We start from the raw sequence: 20,282 nt of genomic DNA, 5'->3' as shown, positions 1-20,282 counted from the left end.
AGTAGATATCTCATAATCATTGATATATAAGAAAAATTAAAGACCAAATCATATGCAATTTGGTCTACTGATCAGCATATTATTTGGTATGCTCTCCATCGAAGCGGAATTACATACAATAAAATACATGCCTTAGATAATTTTATTCCTCTGCTTCTTCCCGATCTGACCCTTTAATCCGCTCCAATACCATCTCATAAGAATCGTTTCCATAATTCAAACATCTTTTCACCCGTGATATTGTGGCTGTGCTGGCGCCTGTTTCGGATTCAATGATGTGATAGGTTTTCTTTTCACGTAGCATTCTGGCTACTTCTAAACGCTGTGCCAGTGATTGGATTTCGTTTATCGTGCATAGGTCATCAAAGAATCGATAACATTCTTCTTTATCTTTTAGCGAAAGTATGGATTCAAATAATTGATCCAATGCTTTCCCACGTAATTTGTCTATTTGCATTTTATCCTCTCCTCTTTAACCCATTACTCTGAAAATGACACATCTTTTAAATTTGGTACGATGTTGATCCATGTTTTCCCCGGTACAAATTTAGCTGGAATCCCGTTTTCGTAAGGAATTATCTTCCCTTCTACATTGCGCCACTCTACTTCACGGTATGTCCCCTTTTGGATAAAATAAGCTTTTCCTCCAGAAGTTAAATCAATACTGCGACGTCCGTAATCATCGATAATTTTGTGTTGCATTTCAACAACCAATAAATTATCCAGCAAAACAGGTTTCTTCGTTTCCAAATCAATAGTTTGCTCATTACCTGAGAATCGTTTAAATTTCTGCAATTTTTCATCATATTTATATTCAGCATTAAATATAGAATTAGTTGAATAGCGAATGAGTATATGTTTTACTTTTTGTCCTGTAATTTGCTTTAATTCCGTTTCAGAAGCGAAACTTAAAGCTTTCGGTGGTGTATCCATATTGAAATTTTTCATTGTTGCACCTTTACGTATATTTTCATACGTAATATAGGAATTATGGGGTGCTTGCCTATCACTTGATCGCTTAAATAGAGTACCATCATACTGGATACCATTTATATTATCAATATATCCACTCTCGAGCATTTTTTTAGCCTCAGGGCTATAGCCATGGGCAATATAAAAGCTATTATATCCTTTTGCTAACTCGATAAAGTAATCCCTTGAACTACGAACTGGACCAATTCTATTTGGTTGTTCGCTTTGAAAGATCGCTAAAAATCGTGTAATATCACCTTCAGCTAATACTTCGTAAACAATATCAGCTTCAGTTAAACCCGATTGCGGACGTGCTTTTGGGTGATTGTTGATCATCACGGAAACGGCACGGGTTCTTGGTTTTTCATTAGCTTCTAAACCTGTTAATGGAAAAGTGAATTTCACGTTTGGCTTTTTATTTCCTGAAACTTCCCCTCTTTCAGGAGATTTAGCGGCTTCATTTTTTTCTGTTTCCCTTTTATGACTACAAGCCGATAATACACAAACAAGTACTATCGCAAGTAAAAAAGTTTTCTTGAACATATATAATTCATGCATCCCCTTTTTTAGGCCGTTTTACCACATGTAATTTTACCTCATAATCGTTGGAAAAAGTACCGTTTTATTCATTACATCAAATATTCCTCTTTGCGTTATACGGATATATGGTAAATGTGTCGCTGAGAAGAATAGTAACGAATAGATCGGATCATTATGCGGATAGCCTCTTTCAATTAAAAGCTCTTTAAGCCTCTTCTCTTCTTTAATTAATATATCCATTGGCTTATTTGACATAAATCCGGAAAGATTTAATGGAATTTCGTGAATGACTTTTCCTTTTTCAGTCATCACAATCCCCCCGCCAAGTTCTTTCATCCGATTAAATGCACAAACCATATCATTTTTATTTTTACCAATTAAAATAATATCTCCAGTGCTTGAAAACGAGGATGCAAAGCCCATTAAGCTATTTGAAAAACCTTTCACCATCGTATTAATTCTCCAAGATCCATCCCGTCCAATCAAAATTAGAAAGCTTTCATCATGGTCAGTCGTTAATTCATCCGTTGCAATATCAAAAGTAACGGAATATGGCTTGGTAATTACATCATTAATCATTTCAATCCCAAATGGCATCGAAAATTGTAAATCATCGTAATCAAGTTCCCAATCGAATTGCAATGGAGCAAAACCATACTCTTCCCACTCAATATCTTTATCTTCTATTATTGCTGTTCCATCTTTTTTTAGCCATTTCCCTTTAGAAAGTACGGAAATTGGTGTCGGATTGTGTTCATCCTCAAGGAAATTAATGCTGGCAACACGGCCGGTTGCAATTAATCCGTGGAGGTGTTCAATATTATAATATTTCGCCACATTAAATGAAGCCATATGATATGCATCAATAACAGGTACCCCATGTTCTATGGCCATTCGAATCAAACGATCGATAATTCCATTTTCGTAAAAGGCTGGTGTCGAACCATCTGTATTGAAAAACATTGAGTCATATTGATCGATTCCTAATCTTTTCATATCTTCCAAAAGTACAGGAAGATCTGGACGGATCGAGGAGTGACGAAGTGAAACCATATAGCCTTGCATTAGACGTTTGTATACTTCCTCACCAGTCATTGCTTCATGATCACAATCAGCTCCAAATAGCATCATTTTTGCGAGTGTTTTCTCTGATGCACCCGGAAAATGGCCTTCAATTTTCTTTCTCATTCGCTTCGCTTCTTGCATCCAGTGAAGTATTAAATCATCTCCGTCAAGCAGCTTAGGCCATCCTGTCAATTCTCCGCCTTGTAAAACCGCATCATGCTCAAGCCACGATTTCACCTCACCATGTGAGAAAATAGTCTCTTCTTCCCTTAGCTCTGTTTGTGAATCAAATCGGCTCCACCAATACATTGTTACAGGTGAATGTCTTAGTTCCCTAATTAGAGAAAACGCTTTCTTTTTTCCTAATTGTAAAGCAAGCACTAAATTATCATTAATAATTGTTGTTGTCCCCGATTGTGATGCATATCGTGCAAACGATTGGGGATTATATAACTGAAATGGGTGAACATGCGGTTCAATATATCCCGGAACAAGTGTGAGACCTGAACAATCAATTACTTCACAGTTAGCCGTATTTTCAGGAAGCTCGTCCCCGGTATACACAATCCGATCTCCATATATCCAAATATGACCATTCATCCATTTACGAAACATTGAGTGTAAATACCGTGCATTTTTCAAAAGTAATGTCGGAGATTTTTTACCGCTGACAACTGCTACATGATCACGGATTTGCTTATTCTTCCATCGGTATCGTTGATCTAACATGAACTTCCCTCCCTAGGGAGTTTTCTCTTTTTATTTACAATCGTATCATATGTTACCTTTTAACGCATTAAAGTTTTGAAATAAATTGTAAAAATTTTGTGAAAGGGTGGGATTGAGATGAAAGTGAACAAAAACATCGGAATCGTTAATGCAATGATTCGAATTACCTGCGGGTTGACCTTTCTTGCTTGGTCTACTGCAAAGTTATCCAAAAAACCTCGATGTAATTCATATGTATTAGTGATGCTGTTAAGTGCAATGAAAGTTGCTGAAGGCATTGTTAGATTTTGTCCTGTGACAGAGCTATTAAAAAACTGCCCATGGACAAAACCTCAACATACAACTTCTAGTAGTAATAGCAATGAAGGTCAACATCAACAGCAATCTACTCAAAGCGGTGGAAATGAGATTGATTTGATGGGTGAAATGAAAAAGTTCCAAGATCAATTAGAAGATTAATTAACAGGTGAAAATCGGACTCAACTTCGAGTCCGATTATTTACAACGCTTTTAATCCTATATCACTTCTATAAAAAAAGCGGTCTGATTTTATTTTATCCATTTCTACATATACCTTTTTAACGGCGTCCTTAAGATCATTTCCTTTTGCGGCAATGAGTAATACCCTTCCTCCGTTCGATACGATGGCATTCTCTTCATTTCGTTCAGTTCCCGCGTGAAAAACAAGTGTAGATGATTCGAAATTATTTAAATTTGGTATTTCTATTCCTTTTTCATACGTACCTGGATAGCCATTTGAAGCAAGGACTACACCAACAGAACAATCATTACTCCAAGAAAGCGTCGGTGTTGTTTCATTTTGTAAATCAAGAATAACTTGGACAAGATCCGATTCCAATCTTGATAACACAACCTGTGTTTCAGGATCACCGAATCTCGCATTAAATTCAATCACTTTCGGACCTTCGTTCGTTAGGATTAATCCCGCATAAAGAATCCCGCAGAATCTTCTGCCTTCCGCTTTTAAGGCATTGACCGTTGGAATAAGTATTTCTTGCACCGCTCGTTCTACTTCTTGCTGCGCAATTTGCGGAACCGGTGAGTACGCCCCCATTCCACCTGTATTCGGACCTTTATCACCATCAAATGCCCGTTTATGATCTTGAGCAATCACCATCGGATAAACAGCTTCCCCATTCACAAAAGCCATCAAAGAAAATTCCTCACCTTGAAGAAATTCCTCAACCACTACCTTTGTAGAAGCAACGCCAAAGGTTTGATTGACCATTAATTGCTCAAGTCCTTCTAAAGCTTCTTCTACTGTGAGAGCAACGATTACCCCTTTACCAGCTGCAAGACCATCCGCTTTTATCACTACAGGTGCTCCATGTTCTTGGATATATTTTTTAGCTTCATCATATTGTTCAAACGTCTCATAAGCGGCGGTTGGAATGAGGTACTTTTTCATTAAGTCCTTAGCAAAAGATTTACTTCCTTCTATTAATGCTGCCTCTTTAGTAGGACCGAATACGTTTAAACCTGCTTGCTTAAACTCATTCACAATTCCCGCTGATAAAGGATCTTCCGGACCAACGATGGTCAAATCAATTTCGTTATCTTTTGCGAAAGCAATTAAATCAGAGAAATTCATCTCTGAAATAGGAACGATTACCGCATCCTCACGAATCCCCGCATTTCCAGGAGCACAATACACATTTTCAACAAGTGAACTTTCTTTAACCTTCTTACATATTGCATGTTCTCTTCCACCACGGCCAATTACTAAAACATTCATCGGAATTCACCTCATTAATTTAGGAAGTAAGGGACATGGTTTATTTATTCGAACCCATGTCCCTTTGAATTGTAAAATAACCTTAATGTTTGAAATGGCGGATGCCGGTAAATACCATCGCTATGCCAAATTCATCTGCTTTCTTGATGGAGTCCTCATCACGAATCGATCCGCCTGGCTGAATGATCGCTGTTATCCCGGCTTTTGCTGCAGCTTCAACGGTGTCATCCATTGGGAAGAACGCATCCGAGGCCATGATCGCCCCTTTCGCTTGCTCGCCGGCTTGATCCAACGCAATTTTCGCTGACCCTACTCGGTTCATTTGACCGGCACCTATTCCGAGTGTCATTTCCTTATTTGTCACAACAATGGCATTTGATTTCACATGTTTAACGACTTTCCATCCTAATTTAAGTGCCTTCCATTCTTCTTCAGTTGGTTCCCTTTTTGTTGGAACAGTAATATTAGCGTTTTCCAAAGTAAACGAATCTTGATCTTGTACGAGTAATCCACCTTCAACTGATGTGATGACACGTTCACCTTTATTTTCATGATTAAACGGAACCGTTAATAACCTTAAATTCTTTTTGGCTGTTAAAATTGCTAAGGCATCATCTGAAAATGAAGGAGCAATGATAATTTCTAAGAAAATTTCATGTAATTGCTCGGCCGTTTCTTTATCAACCTCACGATTAAAAGCAATAATTCCTCCAAAAATTGAGGTTGAATCAGCAGCATAGGCTTTAGCAAATGCTTTCGATGGACTACTTCCAACCCCAACGCCACAAGGATTCATATGTTTAACAGCTACAGCAACCGGTTCAGAAAAATCTTTTACAATTTGAAGGGCTGCATCTGCATCATGAATATTATTGTAAGATAGTTCCTTCCCATGTAATTGTTTTGCATGAGCAATAGAAAACGGAGAACCAATCGGATTGACATAAAAACTAGCCTTTTGATGCGGATTCTCCCCATAACGTAACGTTTGCTTTAATTCATATGAAAACGTGACACGTTCAGGATTTTCCTCATCTACAAGTTTTGTCATATAATCTGCGATATAGGAATCATAAGCAGCAGTATGACGGAAAACTTTTGCGGCTAATCGTTTGTTCGTTTCTTTAGAAACATTCCCATTACTCTTCAACTCTGCTAATACACCTTCATAATCGTGGGAATCAACAACAACTGTGACATACTCATGGTTTTTCGCAGCAGATCTAAGCATGGTTGGTCCGCCAATATCAATATTTTCAATGGCGTCTGCTTCAGTTACATCTGGTTTTGCAATAGTTTGCTGGAAAGGATAAAGATTGACACAAACAAGATCGATTGGTGAAATTCCTTGTTGATCTAATTGCTCCAAGTGTTCGGAGTTGCGTTTAGCTAACAGTCCTCCATGAATAAAAGGATGAAGCGTTTTTACCCTTCCTTCCAAAATTTCCGGAAAGCCCGTTACATCTTCAACACCTATAACGGTTAACCCCGCTTCAACTAATGCTTTTTTCGTTCCGCCTGTTGAAATAATTCCAAACCCTAATTCAAGTAATCCTTGAGCAAATTCAACGATTCCTGTTTTATCTGAAACACTAATGAGTGCACGTTTCATCGTGAAGCTTCCTCCTTTTCCAACAAAAAACTTTTTTGAAATAGTAATTGTATCATTTCTGGGTATAATCGGTGTTCAATTTTATGTACCTTTTCAGCTAACGATTGCTCTGTATCTGATTCTTCAACCTTTAAAGACTCTTGGGCAATAATTGGACCCGTGTCCATTCCTTCGTCTACAAAATGAACAGTTACTCCTGTCACTTTCACGCCGGCTTGAAGGGCTTGCCCAATCGCATTCTTTCCGGGAAAAGATGGTAGAAGTGATGGATGAATATTAATGATTCGCTTTGAAAATGCTTGTAATAATGTTGGCCCAATCAGTCTCATATAGCCCGCCAACACAATTAATTCAATCTCACGTTTTTGTAATTCCAACACAATTTCCTTTTCAAATGCCGCTTTCGTTTCATATGTTTTTGGCTCAAATGCAAAGATAGGTGTACTTTCCTTTTTGGCCCTCTCTATAACAAACGCATTTGGCTTGTCACACACAAGCAGCTCTATTGATGCATCTAATGCCCCATTTTTTACGGCATCAACAATTGCTTGATAATTACTTCCATTTCCAGAGGCGAATATGGCTATTTTGTTCATCTTGTTAACTCCCTGAAACAAAACGAACACCTGGTTGTTTTGTAATTACACCAATTTTATAAGCATCGTCTCCGAAGAATTCAAGTGCTTGATTCGCTATTTCCTGATCAACCGCAACGACAAAGCCAATCCCCATATTAAATGTATTAAACATTTCTAGTTGATCGATTTCACCATATTTTTCGATTGCTTTAAAAATAGGTAAGATAGGCCAGGAGTTTTGCTTAATTTCTACCCCTAATCCTTCCGGAAGCATTCTCGGAATATTTTCAATGAAGCCTCCGCCAGTTATATGCGCCATTCCTTTAATTTCAAATTGAGTAATCGCATCTAAAACTGGCTTAACATATATTTTGGTAGGCTTTAGTAATTCAATGCCAAGGGGATCATCTAATTCAGGAAGCTTTTCTTCAAGAGAAAACTGATGGTCTTCAAAAAAGATTTTTCTTACTAATGAATAACCGTTACTATGAATGCCGTTCGAAGCCAATCCGATTAAAATATCGCCTTCGTGTAGATATTCACCCGTAATAAGTTCCGTTTTTTCACATGCCCCCACGGAAAAACCAGCTAAATCATATTCATTTACTTCATAAAGTCCCGGCATTTCTGCAGTTTCCCCGCCAATTAGTGCACAGCCAGCCTGTTCGCAGGCATCTGCAATTCCTTTAACAATGGCTTCAATCTTTTCCGGAATGGATTTCCCACAAGCAATATAATCAAGAAAATATAAAGGTTCCGCACCTTGGACAACAATATCATTCACACACATCGCTACACAGTCAATGCCAATCGTGTCATGCCGATCCATTTGAAAAGCTAATTTCAGCTTTGTTCCAACACCGTCTGTACCCGAAACGAGCACAGGCTCTTTAAGATTGAGCGATGATAAATCAAACACACCGCCAAAGCTCCCTAATTGGCCAAGAACACCTAATCGATTAGTACGTGCAGCATGTTTTTTAATCCTTTCCACCGCTTCATAACCAGCTTCAATATCGACTCCTGCATCACGATACGTATTTGCCATTTCCTTCACAGCCTCCTAGCGCACAAGTTCTTTTTCATGAGGTAGTACAGTGTCTGGATAAATTTCCGTCGGATAGTTACCCGTAAAGCATGCTAAGCATTGACCGCACTGATTTCCGTCTTGAGGTCTACCAATCGCCTTTAACATTCCATCCACGCTTAAAAATGTTAAGGAATCGGCTCCAATCATTTCTCGAATTTCTTCGACACTATGTTTCGATGCAATTAATTCTTCATGAGTTGACGTATCAATTCCATAAAAGCATGGATTTTTCATAGGGGGTGAGCTAATACATACATGCACCTCTTTCGCACCTGCTTCTCTTAGCATAGTAACAATTCGCCGACTTGTCGTTCCTCTTACGATTGAATCATCAACCATGATCACACGCTTGCCTTCAACTACACCTCGAACCGGAGCTAATTTCATCTTTACTCCTTGCTCTCTTAACGATTGAGAAGGCTGGATAAATGTCCGTCCGACATAACGATTTTTAATTAACCCAAGCTCATAAGGAATGCCTGCTAATTCAGCATAGCCAATGGCAGCTGAAATACTTGAATCTGGTACACCTGTTACAACATCTGCATCTATTTGAGCTTCCATCGCTAATTGTTTCCCCATACTTTTTCTTGCCGTATGAATATTAATTCCGTGAATATTACTATCTGGTCGTGAAAAATAGACATATTCCATCGTACAAATTGCACTCGAAGTAGAAAGGGTAAATGGTTCTGAATGGAGACCGCGATCATCAATGACAATTAGTTCTCCGGGCATAACATCTCGCACAAATTCAGCTCCAATAATGTCAAAAGCACATGTCTCAGATGCAACACAATAAGCATCACCTATTTGACCAATTGACAGTGGACGTAAACCATTTGGATCTAAGGCGACCATCATTTCCGTTTCTGTCATTAGTAAAAACGCATAAGCCCCTTTAAGCATAGTCAGCGCATTTTTTAATTGATCATTTAACGATAGGTAACCGCTTCTTTTGATTAAATGTGCCAAAACTTCAGTATCCGAGCTTGTTTGAAAAATACTTCCTTGTGCTTCAAGCTGATGCTTCAGTGCATTCGCATTGACGATATTTCCATTGTGAGCAAGTGCTAAACTGCCGTTTTGCGAATTAAAAAGAAAGGGTTGAACATTTTCAATTCCTCCCCCGCCTGCAGTTGCATAACGAACGTGACCAATCGCAGACTTTCCATGTAATTTTTCAATTTTTCCTTCATTAAAAACTTCAGTAACGAGTCCTTCTCCCTTTAAAACTTGCAGTCTGCCGCCATTAGATACAACGATGCCAGCACCTTCTTGGCCCCGATGTTGCAAACTATGCAGGCCATAGTAAGTAATTTTCGCTGCATCTGGATGTCCCCAAATTCCAAAAACACCACATTCCTCATTTAACCCTTTTAGTTCAGCAAGCATGGAATAGCTCCTTTCCAAGCCTTCTCACATTCATTTACATCAGCTTCAATTAATACCGAATTATTTTCATCTTTAATTTGAAGCCTTTCATTGCTCGTTACTTCACCAATCAATACTGCATCTTTGACAATTGCTTCAAATTTAGCTTTATTTTCTTTTTTCACCGATATAATAAAACGAGATTGTGTTTCGCTAAATAATGAAACAACCGGATCACCCTGCAACACGATTTCTGCTCCTAAGCCTGTTGTGCCAAATAGAGATTCAGCTATTGCAATCGCCGCTCCACCTTCTGCAATATCGTGGGCTGAGGAAACAATCCCTTCTTTAATCGCTGTCAACAATTGTCGTTGTCTTCTCGCTTCAACTTCTAAATCAATAGCTGGTGATTTCCCAAAAATTTTATTACTCTGCATTTTTTGAAGCTCACTGCCGCCAAATTCAGGCATTGTTTCACCAATCATATAAATCAAGTCCCCAGCCTGTTTGAAATGTTGGGTCGTAATATGGTCTAAATCCTCAATCAAACCGACCATCCCAACGACAGGGGTAGGATAGACAGCTACTCCATTTGTTTCGTTATAAAGTGAAACATTCCCTCCGATTACTGGACTATTCAGTGCAAGACAGGCTGCACTCATCCCATCCGCCGCTTTTTCAATTTGCCAAAAAATTTCAGGTTTTTCCGGATTACCAAAGTTCAAACAATCAGTGATTGCAAGCGGTTCTCCTCCAGAGCAAACGATATTTCTTGCAGCTTCTGCGACAGCAATTTTCCCTCCCATTTCTGGATCTAGATAAAGATAGCGAGAGTTACAGTCAGTTGTCATAGCCAGCGCCTTTCGTGTTCCACGTATTCGTACTACTGCAGCATCTGAACCTGGTGTAACCACAGTGTTTGTTCGCACTTGATAATCGTATTGTTTATACACCCATTCCTTACTAGCAATTGTCGGTTGCTGTAAAAGATTTAACAAAGTTTCCTTGTAATCTACTACTTTCGGAATCTCCACTTCCATCGCTTGAAAATCTCGGAAATACGTTGGTTCAGCTGAAGGCTTATGATATACAGGTGCTTCTTCAGCAAGTGCATCAGCTGGAACATCTGCTACAATTTCACCATGATGAATGAGTCTAAGCATTTTATCCTCGGTTACCCGTCCAACCGAAACTGCTTCCAAGCCGTATTTTGAAAATAAATCGATAATTTCCTGTTCTCTTCCTTGTTTTACAACGATCAGCATTCTTTCCTGTGATTCAGAAAGCATCATTTCATATGCAGTCATACCTGTTTCACGTTGTGGAATAAAGTCTAAATTCATTTCGATACCAGAACCAGCTTTACTTGCCATTTCAGCAGATGAACTTGTAAGACCTGCTGCTCCCATATCTTGTATACCGACTAATGCATCCGATTTAACAAGTTCGAGACATGCTTCTAAAAGCAGCTTTTCCATAAATGGATCTCCCACTTGGACTGCAGGGCGTTTCTCTTCTGATTTTTCACTTAATTCTTCTGAGGCGAACGTTGCTCCATGGATGCCATCTCTGCCTGTTTTGGCTCCAACATACATGACCGTATTACCAACACCTGTTGCTTGGCCCTTTTGAATATCTTTATGATCAATAAGGCCAACACACATCGCATTAACAAGTGGATTTCCATCATAGGATGGGTCAAATTGAATCTCCCCGCCTACTGTTGGAATTCCAATACAATTTCCATAGCCTGCAATGCCTGCGACTACCTCTTTAAATAAATATTTCACTCTTGAAGACTCTAACTCTCCAAAACGAAGGGAGTTTAGTATAGCAATAGGTCTTGCTCCCATCGAAAATACATCACGGATTATTCCGCCAACACCTGTTGCTGCACCTTGATAGGGTTCAATCGCGGAAGGGTGATTATGGCTTTCAATTTTAAATACGACCGCTTGATTATCACCAATATCGACAATTCCGGCACCTTCACCTGGTCCTTGAAGGACTCTATCACCGGAAGTAGGGAATTTTTTTAGTACAGGCTTCGAATTTTTATAGCTGCAGTGTTCCGACCATATAACTGAGAACAGGCCGGTTTCTGTATAGTTTGGTAATCTACCTAAAATGTTTTCGATCATCGCGAACTCTTCATCGGTTAAACCCATTTCGCGATAAATCTTTTCTTCTTTAATTTGGGATGGATGTGGTTCAAGCATTAACGACATGTGCTTCCCTCCAATTTTTCACTATCGATTGAAATAATTTAAGTCCATCTGCACTTCCTAATAATTCATCAACCGCTCGTTCGGGATGAGGCATCATGCCAAGGACATTGCCTCTTTCATTCGTTATGCCTGCAATATTGGCGACACTGCCATTGGGGTTGTTGTCATACGTAAATACGATTTGATTATTATCTGTTAAGCGCTTAAGTGTGTCGACATCACAGTAATAATTTCCTTCGCCATGGGCGATTGGAATTCGTATGACTTCGTCTTGATTATATTGAGAGGTAAACATTGTATTGTTGTTTTCAACTTTTAATTGAACAGTTTGGCAAATAAATTGCAAGCTTTCATTTTGTTTCATCGCACCAGGCAGTAACCCGGATTCTAGTAAGATTTGAAATCCGTTGCACACTCCTAAAACAGGCTTTCCAGCTTCAGCCTCTTTTACGACCTGTTTCATCACATTGGAGAAACGAGCTATCGCACCCGATCGTAGGTAATCACCGTAGGAAAAACCGCCGGGCAGTAATATGCCATCGAAAGAATCCAGATTTTCTGAATCATGCCACACATATTCGACCTCTTCTCCAAGTTCGTCTTTAATGGCGTGAAACATATCTACATCACAGTTAGAACCAGGAAAAACGATTACCGCAAACCTCACTGTACAACACCCTCCTCAATCTCATATCGATAATCTTCAATAACAGGATTTGCAAGAAGACGTGTACATAGTTCATTAACTACTTCTTCAATATCACGTTCTGTTTTTTCAATCGTTAGCTCCATATATTTTCCGATTCTGACATCAGCAACCTCATTGTAATTCATGCTGTGAAGTGAGCTTTTTACAGCTGTACCTTGTGGATCTAAAACACTTTCTCTTAAAGTTACATACACTTTTACTTTAAACATGTGTCGTTTCTCCTCTCAAGCGGTTTAATATTTCTTGGTATACCGTTGTCAAATCACCTAAATCTCTACGAAAAACATCTTTATCGAGCTTTTGATTTGTTTTTTTATCCCAAAGTCGACATGTATCTGGTGAGATCTCATCAGCTAGCAAAATTTCTCCATGCGAATTCTTGCCGAACTCTAGTTTAAAATCGACTAGATGGATCCCAAGCTCGGAAAATAGATTTGATAGCACTTCATTAATTTTTCGCGCTTTCTGCTTTAGAAGGGTTAACTCTTGCGGACTAGCAATCTCCAGTACTTCAACATGATCCTCTGTTATTAATGGATCGCCTAATTCATCATTTTTATAATAAAATTCAACAATTGGGTGCTTTAATAGTGTTCCTTCTTCAATACCAAGTCGTTTTGATAAGCTGCCGGCCACAATATTCCGTGTGACGACCTCCAAAGGAATGATTGAGACTTGCTGTACAAGTTGTTCATATGCTGAAATCTTTTCAATAAAGTGACTATCAATCCCACTTTCTTTTAAACTAGCAAATAGTAAACTGCTAATTTCGTTATTCAGCTGCCCTTTTCCAGTAATTTCAGACTTTTTTTCTCCGTTAAAAGCTGTAGCTGAGTCCTTATACTCCACCAACAGCACACCATCACGTTCCGTACCAAAAATCCGCTTCGCTTTTCCTTCATACAATAAACCTAGCTTTTCCATCACACATGCCCCCTATGGTGTCAGGCACCCACGGTGTCAAACACCGTGAGTGTGATCCTGCTATAGTCCAAGTCGTTCAAAGATGAAATCTACATTTTTTAAGTGATAGTTATAATCAAAGCAATCAGCAATTTCTTCTTTCGTTAGTTTGCTTTGGATCGTTGGATCCGCTTCAATTAGCTCTCTGAAAGGTACTTGTTTTTCCCATGCTTCCATTGCTTTTGGCTGTACTGTATCATAAGCTGCTTCACGTACCATTCCTTTATCAATTAACGCAAGCAATACACGCTGTGAATAAATCAAGCCGAGTGTTTTATCCATATTCCGTTTCATATTTTCAGGGAATACAGTTAAGTTTTTCACGATATTCGCAAAGCGATTTAACATATAATTTAATGCAATTGTCGCATCAGGTAAGATAATACGTTCCGCAGATGAATGAGAAATATCTCTTTCATGCCATAATGCTACATTTTCATATGCAGTCATCATGTATCCACGAATGACCCTTGCCATCCCTGTCATATTTTCAGATCCAATTGGATTTCGTTTATGCGGCATAGCAGATGAACCTTTTTGTCCTTTTGCGAAAAACTCTTCTACCTCACGTGTTTCACTTTTTTGCAATCCGCGGATCTCTACCGCAAATTTTTCAATAGAAGTAGCTATTAAAGCAATCGTTGCTAAATAATGTGCATGACGGTCCCTTTGCAATGTTTGTGTAGAAATCGGCGCCGCTTGTAAGCCAAGCTTGTCACAAACATATTTCTCAACGAATGGATCAATATTTGCATATGTACCGACAGCACCCGAGATTTTCCCAAATTCAACACCTGCAGCGGCTTGCTTGAATCTTTCCAGATTGCGTTTCATTTCCTCATACCATAGGCCAAGCTTTAATCCGAAAGTTGTTGGTTCTGCATGGACACCATGGGTTCTCCCCATCATCACGGTGTACTTATGCTCTTTTGCTTTTTCACCAATAATCCCGATAAAATTCTCAATGTCTTTTAAAAGAATTTCATTTGCCTGTTTCAAAATATACGATAAAGCTGTATCAACAACATCCGTAGAAGTTAAGCCATAATGAACCCATTTCCGTTCTTCGCCGAGTGATTCAGAAACCGCTCTTGTAAAAGCAACGACATCATGGCGTGTTTCTTCCTCAATTTCCTTAATCCTTGCCACATCGAATGTTGCATGTTGGCGTATTTTCTCTACATCTTCTTTTGGAATATCTCCAAGTTCCGCCCATGCCTCACAAGCTAAAATTTCAACCTCAAGCCATGCCTTAAAGCGATTTTCCTCTGTCCAAATTGCGCCCATTTCCGGACGTGTATAACGCTCGATCATAAACTATTTCCTCCGATTCTACTTCCAAATTCCACTATCATTTAGTTGTGAGAGTGTTCTCTCAATATTATCTGTTAAAACTGTAATATGTCCCATTTTTCTTTGATATTTCGCCTGACTTTTCCCGTATAAATGAATAGACCATTCAGATTGTAATGAAATTTGTTCCATTAATTTTTCCACATGTTGCCCTAAAATATTGACCATTACTACCGGCTTTAAAAGTGATGGAGATTTTATAGGCCAATTGCAGATCGCACGGATATGCTGGTCAAATTGAGAAAAATCACATGCTTCAATTGAATAGTGACCTGAATTATGTGGTCTAGGTGCTAACTCATTCACAAAAATTTGGCCATCTGCTGTAAGAAACATTTCTACAGCTAATGTACCGATGAGTTTGATATGTTCTGCTATTTTTTCCGCTAGTTGAAAGGCAGCAACCTCGATGTGCTTATTGATACGAGCAGGGACAATTGTTTGGTATAAAATATTATCAACATGAATATTTTCCCCTACTGGAAAGCATTCCATGTCCCCATTTGCATTTCTAGTAACAATCACAGAAATTTCCTTTTCGAATTCAACCCAAGATTCGAGAACACATGCCCCATATTCTAACAGTTTTTTAGCCTTAATTCTATCATCCGCACATTGGATGACCTGTTGTCCTTTACCATCATAGCCCCCACGGCTTGTTTTTAACACACAAGGGAATCCGAGCTCTTGAATGCCTTTATTCATTTCAACTTCTGAGTGTATGACTTTAAATGGTGCCACCTTTACACCTGAAGCTACTAATGTATTTTTTTCAATTATGCGATCTTGAGTGATACGAATAATTTCTGCACCTTGAGGAACATGTGCTATTCTCGAAAGTGAAAGTAATGATTCATAATCAATATTTTCAAATTCAAAAGTAATAACATCACATTTTTTCGCTAAATGTTCGAGTGCCTGTAAATCATCATAACCCGCCGTGATTTGTTCATCAGCAACCTGACCACATGGACAGTCATTCGTAGGATCTAAAACAATGATTCGAAAGCCTGCTTCCTTTGCAGCAAGAGCCATCATTCTGCCAAGCTGGCCACCGCCGATAATCCCAATTGTTTTCCCTGGCTGAATGATTTCCCTATTCAAGTTGATCACTACTTTCGATTACAGTTTCTTTTATTTTTTCTCGTCTTTTTTCTAGTTTATTTGCTATCTCAGAATCATCTATTGATAAAATTTGCGCAGCTAGCAATCCGGCATTTTGTGCACCAGCTTTTCCAATTGCTACTGTAGCTACTGGAACACCACCAGGCATTTGCACAATGGATAATAAAGAATCAAGTCCGTTTAATGCCTTCGATTGTATAGGTACCCCGATAACCGGAAGAGTCGTTTTCGCAGCGACCATTCCCGGTAAATGAGCAGCACCACCTGCACCGGCAATGATCACTTTAATTCCTCTGCCTCTCGCATTTTCTGCATACTCAAACATTAATTCTGGTGTTCGATGTGCAGATACGACCTGTTTTTCGTACGGAATCTCTAATTCTTCTAATATAGAACTTGTATGCTTCATTGTTTCCCAATCAGAAATACTTCCCATTATTACTCCAACTTTGGTTATCATAATAGGCCTCCGTCAAATTTTTACTAAAGGTTCAAATAAAAGCAAAAAACCAGACAAACTGCATTCATAAAGAGAAAGCAGCTCATCTGGGGAAAAACAACACAAATAAACGGAAAATAATTCCCAAAATCCACTTTCTCTCATAGTCCAATCATTTACGGTAATTGGGTAGAAACGTATGGGCCATATTCCCATTATATATGAGAGTTGTATTTATCTTCGACAATTACATCTTAACAATAGGCTATTTACATGTCAACTAAAAATCGAACATTTAGGATTTTGGCATAATTAATGTTCGTGTTTTACTCAATCCTTAGTGCGTCAAACACTATTTTTCTGCTGACGGGTTGATATTCTGTTTGATTATTTTTTAGCACTTCTTTAAAAATTGGTTTCTCAATTCTGCGGACTGGACGGTATCCCTCATTTTCCATTCGTGTTAGACAATCAGCTATTGTTTCATTTGCTAACACTTCAAATTGCTTTTTTTTACTCATGTTTCAATTTACCTCTTTTCACACTTTTCACCCAAAATCCACCATATATTGTTTTCGGTTCATATGCAATAATAAATGCTTTAGGATCTAATTCTTTTATCTTTTGATACAATTTCAGTTCGTATTTTCTTGGTGTTAATATTTGCAAAGCCATTCGATCTCCTTCAAGACCATTTGCGGCCCAGCTTGTTACCCCATACCCACTGTCTCGTAGCTGTCTCGGCAAATCCTTATCATATTCCTTAGTTATCACATTTACCGTTATATACCCTAATGCCAACTTTTCCTCGATTTTCATTCCAACAATGACACCAATCCCATATCCTACTGCATAAGCAATGACATTTTGGATATGATTTAAATTATCAAGCACTAATCCTAGCCCCATCACATAGATTACAATTTCAATCATACTTACAAAAGCCGCAACATAGCGGTATCCTTTTAAAGTTAAAATCATGCGTATGGTAAAAAATGATACATAGACGATATTTATAATTAATATAATAATTACCATGACAATGCTGTTTTGAAGCAAATTAAGCACTCCTTTAAAGTTACATTCTTTCTTTATATTTTTCCTAAAATGCTTATAACAAACAAGTTTTTTAGAAATATTTTTATTTGAAAATTATCCGGTTATACATTTGATCTATGTGATGAATAATAATTATTTAAGATTTTCCGTACTGGATGGATTTGTTTTTCATGATTTAATGGATTTTCGTTTATTTTGAGAGATTCGTAACTATTTTCGATTGGTTTGCACCCTTCTTTGATCGGTCTTTTTATTTTTTAAACGGTTTCATAATAGAATGTCTTTTCATTGCATTTTTTTATGTAAACTATATACAAAAACTAACAGATACAGTGGTCCAATTTTTTCTCCACCAAATAGATAAATAAAATGGAATAAATTGATATGCTTCCGCTAAAATCAAAATGAAAAACACTTATGTTTTTGCATAATAAATTCTCTTTAAAATTCGTTTTCTTAATAACTGTTAGGGCAGTAATCATCGGACTTACTACACCCAGAATATATAATAGCTTGCATTAACATCGAAGAACCAAAAGAAATATTATTTATTTGAGTAAAATTAATAATTGTTACTAACAAAATGTATGTAATTAAAAAAATTGGGTATTACACATTTTTTTAATTTTGTCATACCGCATCCTTAATACCCACTAGTATCAATCTCTTTATTTTATTTTACGATTATTGTATAAATCTTTCTTATAGGAATTCTATTACGTTAAGTTTTGTGTCTCTATAAAAAAACTTAAAGAGTTTTTAAAGGAAGAGTACATTGAATTTTTTAATCTTTCACCCGCCATTTTTGTACCTATGACGTTTAAATAGCAAATATCGGATGGTTATCATTTAATTATTTAAAAGAGGAATTAGAAGAACAATATTTGCTAGAGGAGAACGGAATTCGATTAGGGCTTTATTTATCTAGAAGTGGCAGAGATGCAATATAAATTCCTAATCCTTACCTAACAGAAAGAGAAAACATAATCCTAGATTTACTTGCTGAAGGACATAACAATAAAAAGGTGAGAAAAACTTTGTATTTAAGTGAACACACTTTCATAGATAATGTGAGTAGTTAAGACAAAGCTTAAATCCAAAAATCGTATACAGAATGTTGCCCACTCCTTTCGCTATGATTTTTTGTTCCTTTAAGAAAATTGTATGATCATTTAACTGCCAATGATTCTTTGTTGAAATCTTTAAAAAAATTGATACTAAAATTTTGTCACTTTTTGTCGTTTTTACTGTTTATTCATAAATATATCTATTTTTAGTATCCTTCAGTAGTAATATAATGTATTATTTAATAGACACAATTTTATATTCAACAAGGAGAAGATTAGTTTGAAAAGTATTAAAGTATTTTTAGCTTCTTTATTATCAATATTATTTATGGTAATAGTTCCATTGTCACAAGTTCATGCAGAAGAGAATAAGTCTGTTGGAAAGGAAATTACTTTTAAAGATGGAATTACAGCTAAGACATTAGAAGATAATGAAGATGTAAAAAAGGTTGAAACTAAAGACGACAATAACATTTTTGTTGCAACATATTATAAAAAAACCGGTGAAATGAAGTACGAAACATATAATTTAGATAGAACATTGATAAATGAGGAATTAATAACAGATAAACCATCCTCTCAAAACGAATTAAAAGTACAAACTATGGCTGGATCTTTAATTAGAAAAAATACATTAAAAGATGTATATGGTTATTGGATTTATAAGAAATCAGGAAAATACATTTGGGTAACAAAACTTCGTAATGGTGTATCAAAAAATCCTACAGAAAAAACCAAAAATAAAGACGAATTAAATAATTTTAAATCATCAGTAGATAGTTTTATGAGTAACAAAGATCAAATGGTAGCTAAAGTTGGTAGTGGAATTATTGCGACAATTGTTACATTATATCTAGTGCCAGAACCTACATGGACAAAAATATTAGCTGGATTATTAACAGTTATTTCAGGTGCAATTGCATATGCAGAAGGCAAAGCAATGTACAATGCATACAAGGATTCTAAATACTATTTTGCACGAATTACTATATGATTAAAAAGGTTGTATATATATGTTAATAGAATTATTAGTAATATCTGTTTTGTTTTTAATTTTACTTATGGTTTCTATCAGTAAGATACCACAAAAAAAGTCATCAGTATTTTTAACAATATTGATTGGTGTTTTATTTGGTGGAAGTATTATCTACTTATGGGTCTGGTATTTGTTTTTTTAAACCCTGTAAACTTTGTATATTTTATAAATGATTATTTTAATCCTTGGATTTTCTAATATCCAAGGATTTTATTTTTTTGATACAAACCCCTTTCGGATACCCAGTGCAAGACATAGACATCGTTTCTCAAATTAAATAAAGTTTTCTGTTGATTAATTTCCTTTTTAATGAGACACTTTCTTACTATTTTACTAGGGTCTATCTTCGTTTGATTATGCATCTTTAATAATAATTGTTCTAAATAAAAGTTTTCTCATATTAATTGAGCATATTCTTTTATACCCATCCATCGACATTATGTTATGTATAATAGATTATAAATAATAAGTTTAAGAGAATATCAAAAGAAGGTACAAAATCATTTTTAAAATGACTAATTTAAAAAGAACAATACCCTCAAGAAAAAAAGTTTGAAACCATTTTTAGGATTACTACAATCCTTTAA

General features: G+C 36.9%; 20 protein-coding genes and 1 riboswitch. Of the genes, 3 read left to right on the top strand and 17 right to left on the bottom strand.

Annotated elements, in window-relative coordinates; translation table 11 throughout:
* Positions 1-142 precede the first annotated feature (142 nt).
* Genes MKY81_RS06780 through MKY81_RS06770 form a run of 3 tightly spaced genes read right to left on the bottom strand, consistent with a single transcriptional unit; the run spans position 143 to position 3,306 of the window.
* Positions 143-457, bottom strand: coding sequence for a YerC/YecD family TrpR-related protein (locus MKY81_RS06780; protein WP_107920172.1), 315 nt, complete (start codon positions 455-457; stop codon positions 143-145).
* A 23-nt stretch (positions 458-480) separates the two neighbouring features.
* Positions 481-1,515: a DUF3048 domain-containing protein gene (locus MKY81_RS06775; RefSeq protein ID WP_341117222.1), complete on the bottom strand. Its 1,035-nt coding sequence runs from the start codon at positions 1,513-1,515 to the stop codon at positions 481-483.
* 48 nt (positions 1,516-1,563) lie between these two features.
* The gene (locus tag MKY81_RS06770) at positions 1,564-3,306 is read right to left on the bottom strand and encodes an adenine deaminase C-terminal domain-containing protein (RefSeq protein ID WP_107958374.1); all 1,743 of its coding nucleotides are present in this window, start codon (positions 3,304-3,306) and stop codon (positions 1,564-1,566) included.
* Positions 3,307-3,423: 117 nt separating this feature from the next.
* On the opposite strand from MKY81_RS06770, the gene MKY81_RS06765 reads away from it, so the two are divergent.
* Entirely contained in the window at positions 3,424-3,765 is a 342-nt protein-coding gene (locus MKY81_RS06765; protein WP_107920170.1) for a YgaP family membrane protein, read from the top strand.
* Between the two features lie 40 nt (positions 3,766-3,805).
* On the opposite strand, the gene purD is transcribed toward MKY81_RS06765, so the two are convergent.
* The 14 genes from purD to MKY81_RS06695 form a co-directional block, all read right to left on the bottom strand.
* Complete coding sequence (gene purD / locus MKY81_RS06760) at positions 3,806-5,062, bottom strand: phosphoribosylamine--glycine ligase (protein ID WP_341117220.1); 1,257 nt, start codon at positions 5,060-5,062, stop codon at positions 3,806-3,808.
* Between the two features lie 82 nt (positions 5,063-5,144).
* Entirely contained in the window at positions 5,145-6,674 is a 1,530-nt protein-coding gene (gene purH / locus MKY81_RS06755; protein ID WP_328018910.1) for a bifunctional phosphoribosylaminoimidazolecarboxamide formyltransferase/IMP cyclohydrolase, read from the bottom strand.
* A complete protein-coding gene (gene purN / locus MKY81_RS06750; protein WP_328018909.1) occupies positions 6,671-7,270 on the bottom strand; it encodes a phosphoribosylglycinamide formyltransferase in 600 nt (199 codons plus the stop codon). The genes purH and purN overlap by 4 nt, the downstream gene beginning before the upstream one ends.
* Positions 7,271-7,274: 4 nt before the next feature.
* Positions 7,275-8,300 carry a phosphoribosylformylglycinamidine cyclo-ligase gene (gene purM, locus MKY81_RS06745; RefSeq protein WP_328018908.1) on the bottom strand — a complete coding sequence of 342 codons (1,026 nt, stop codon included), beginning with the start codon at positions 8,298-8,300 and terminating at the stop codon, positions 7,275-7,277.
* A 15-nt stretch (positions 8,301-8,315) separates the two neighbouring features.
* Positions 8,316-9,737 (bottom strand): amidophosphoribosyltransferase, encoded by a 1,422-nt coding sequence (gene purF, locus MKY81_RS06740; RefSeq protein WP_341117218.1) that lies wholly within the window; start codon positions 9,735-9,737, stop codon positions 8,316-8,318.
* Positions 9,722-11,944, bottom strand: a complete 2,223-nt coding sequence (gene purL, locus MKY81_RS06735) for a phosphoribosylformylglycinamidine synthase subunit PurL (protein ID WP_341117217.1) — start codon at positions 11,942-11,944, stop codon at positions 9,722-9,724. The genes purF and purL overlap by 16 nt, the downstream gene beginning before the upstream one ends.
* Positions 11,928-12,611, bottom strand: a complete 684-nt coding sequence (gene purQ / locus MKY81_RS06730; RefSeq protein ID WP_341117214.1) for a phosphoribosylformylglycinamidine synthase subunit PurQ — start codon at positions 12,609-12,611, stop codon at positions 11,928-11,930. The genes purL and purQ overlap by 17 nt, the downstream gene beginning before the upstream one ends.
* Entirely contained in the window at positions 12,608-12,862 is a 255-nt protein-coding gene (gene purS, locus MKY81_RS06725) for a phosphoribosylformylglycinamidine synthase subunit PurS (RefSeq protein WP_066227665.1), read from the bottom strand. The genes purQ and purS overlap by 4 nt, the downstream gene beginning before the upstream one ends.
* Complete coding sequence (purC, locus tag MKY81_RS06720) at positions 12,855-13,577, bottom strand: phosphoribosylaminoimidazolesuccinocarboxamide synthase (protein ID WP_341117212.1); 723 nt, start codon at positions 13,575-13,577, stop codon at positions 12,855-12,857. The genes purS and purC overlap by 8 nt, the downstream gene beginning before the upstream one ends.
* A 60-nt stretch (positions 13,578-13,637) precedes the next feature.
* Positions 13,638-14,930, bottom strand: a complete 1,293-nt coding sequence (gene purB / locus MKY81_RS06715; RefSeq protein ID WP_341117211.1) for an adenylosuccinate lyase — start codon at positions 14,928-14,930, stop codon at positions 13,638-13,640.
* An 18-nt stretch (positions 14,931-14,948) separates the two neighbouring features.
* Positions 14,949-16,073 (bottom strand): 5-(carboxyamino)imidazole ribonucleotide synthase, encoded by a 1,125-nt coding sequence (gene purK, locus MKY81_RS06710; RefSeq protein WP_341118745.1) that lies wholly within the window; start codon positions 16,071-16,073, stop codon positions 14,949-14,951.
* Positions 16,066-16,554: a 5-(carboxyamino)imidazole ribonucleotide mutase gene (gene purE / locus MKY81_RS06705; protein ID WP_108072743.1), complete on the bottom strand. Its 489-nt coding sequence runs from the start codon at positions 16,552-16,554 to the stop codon at positions 16,066-16,068. Before purE ends, purK begins: the two co-directional genes overlap by 8 nt.
* Before the next feature lie 123 nt (positions 16,555-16,677).
* Positions 16,678-16,778: riboswitch (purine riboswitch) on the bottom strand.
* 81 nt (positions 16,779-16,859) lie between these two features.
* A complete protein-coding gene (locus tag MKY81_RS06700; protein WP_066227649.1) occupies positions 16,860-17,054 on the bottom strand; it encodes an NETI motif-containing protein in 195 nt (64 codons plus the stop codon).
* Positions 17,047-17,592 (bottom strand): DUF2179 domain-containing protein, encoded by a 546-nt coding sequence (locus tag MKY81_RS06695; protein WP_066227646.1) that lies wholly within the window; start codon positions 17,590-17,592, stop codon positions 17,047-17,049. Before MKY81_RS06695 ends, MKY81_RS06700 begins: the two co-directional genes overlap by 8 nt.
* Before the next feature lie 950 nt (positions 17,593-18,542).
* On the opposite strand from MKY81_RS06695, the gene MKY81_RS21085 reads away from it, so the two are divergent.
* Positions 18,543-18,674 (top strand): LuxR C-terminal-related transcriptional regulator, encoded by a 132-nt coding sequence (locus MKY81_RS21085; RefSeq protein WP_425319839.1) that lies wholly within the window; start codon positions 18,543-18,545, stop codon positions 18,672-18,674.
* Positions 18,675-18,939: 265 nt separating this feature from the next.
* Positions 18,940-19,653: a geobacillin-26 family protein gene (locus MKY81_RS06690; protein ID WP_341117208.1), complete on the top strand. Its 714-nt coding sequence runs from the start codon at positions 18,940-18,942 to the stop codon at positions 19,651-19,653.
* Positions 19,654-20,282: the final 629 nt, after the last annotated feature.

The organism is Heyndrickxia sp. FSL W8-0423, from assembly GCF_038009395.1.
In the GTDB taxonomy this organism is placed as follows: domain Bacteria; phylum Bacillota; class Bacilli; order Bacillales; family Bacillaceae_C; genus Heyndrickxia; species Heyndrickxia sporothermodurans.
The sequence above is the reverse complement of the archived record's forward strand: the minus strand, read 5'-3'. Positions and strand labels throughout refer to the sequence as shown.

Bases quoted from the DNA above. Each gene is read 5' to 3' on its own strand.
- MKY81_RS06780 (WP_107920172.1), bottom strand. From the start codon at position 457: ATGCAAATAGACAAATTACGTGGGAAAGCATTGGATCAATTATTTGAA.
- MKY81_RS06775 (WP_341117222.1), bottom strand. From the start codon at position 1,515: ATGTTCAAGAAAACTTTTTTACTTGCGATAGTACTTGTTTGTGTATTA.
- MKY81_RS06770 (WP_107958374.1), bottom strand. From the start codon at position 3,306: ATGTTAGATCAACGATACCGATGGAAGAATAAGCAAATCCGTGATCAT.
- MKY81_RS06765 (WP_107920170.1), top strand. From the start codon at position 3,424: ATGAAAGTGAACAAAAACATCGGAATCGTTAATGCAATGATTCGAATT.
- purD (WP_341117220.1), bottom strand. From the start codon at position 5,062: ATGAATGTTTTAGTAATTGGCCGTGGTGGAAGAGAACATGCAATATGT.
- purH (WP_328018910.1), bottom strand. From the start codon at position 6,674: ATGAAACGTGCACTCATTAGTGTTTCAGATAAAACAGGAATCGTTGAA.
- purN (WP_328018909.1), bottom strand. From the start codon at position 7,270: ATGAACAAAATAGCCATATTCGCCTCTGGAAATGGAAGTAATTATCAA.
- purM (WP_328018908.1), bottom strand. From the start codon at position 8,300: ATGGCAAATACGTATCGTGATGCAGGAGTCGATATTGAAGCTGGTTAT.
- purF (WP_341117218.1), bottom strand. From the start codon at position 9,737: ATGCTTGCTGAACTAAAAGGGTTAAATGAGGAATGTGGTGTTTTTGGA.
- purL (WP_341117217.1), bottom strand. From the start codon at position 11,944: ATGTCGTTAATGCTTGAACCACATCCATCCCAAATTAAAGAAGAAAAG.
- purS (WP_066227665.1), bottom strand. From the start codon at position 12,862: ATGTTTAAAGTAAAAGTGTATGTAACTTTAAGAGAAAGTGTTTTAGAT.
- purC (WP_341117212.1), bottom strand. From the start codon at position 13,577: ATGGAAAAGCTAGGTTTATTGTATGAAGGAAAAGCGAAGCGGATTTTT.
- purB (WP_341117211.1), bottom strand. From the start codon at position 14,930: ATGATCGAGCGTTATACACGTCCGGAAATGGGCGCAATTTGGACAGAG.
- purE (WP_108072743.1), bottom strand. From the start codon at position 16,554: ATGATAACCAAAGTTGGAGTAATAATGGGAAGTATTTCTGATTGGGAA.
- MKY81_RS06700 (WP_066227649.1), bottom strand. From the start codon at position 17,054: ATGAGTAAAAAAAAGCAATTTGAAGTGTTAGCAAATGAAACAATAGCT.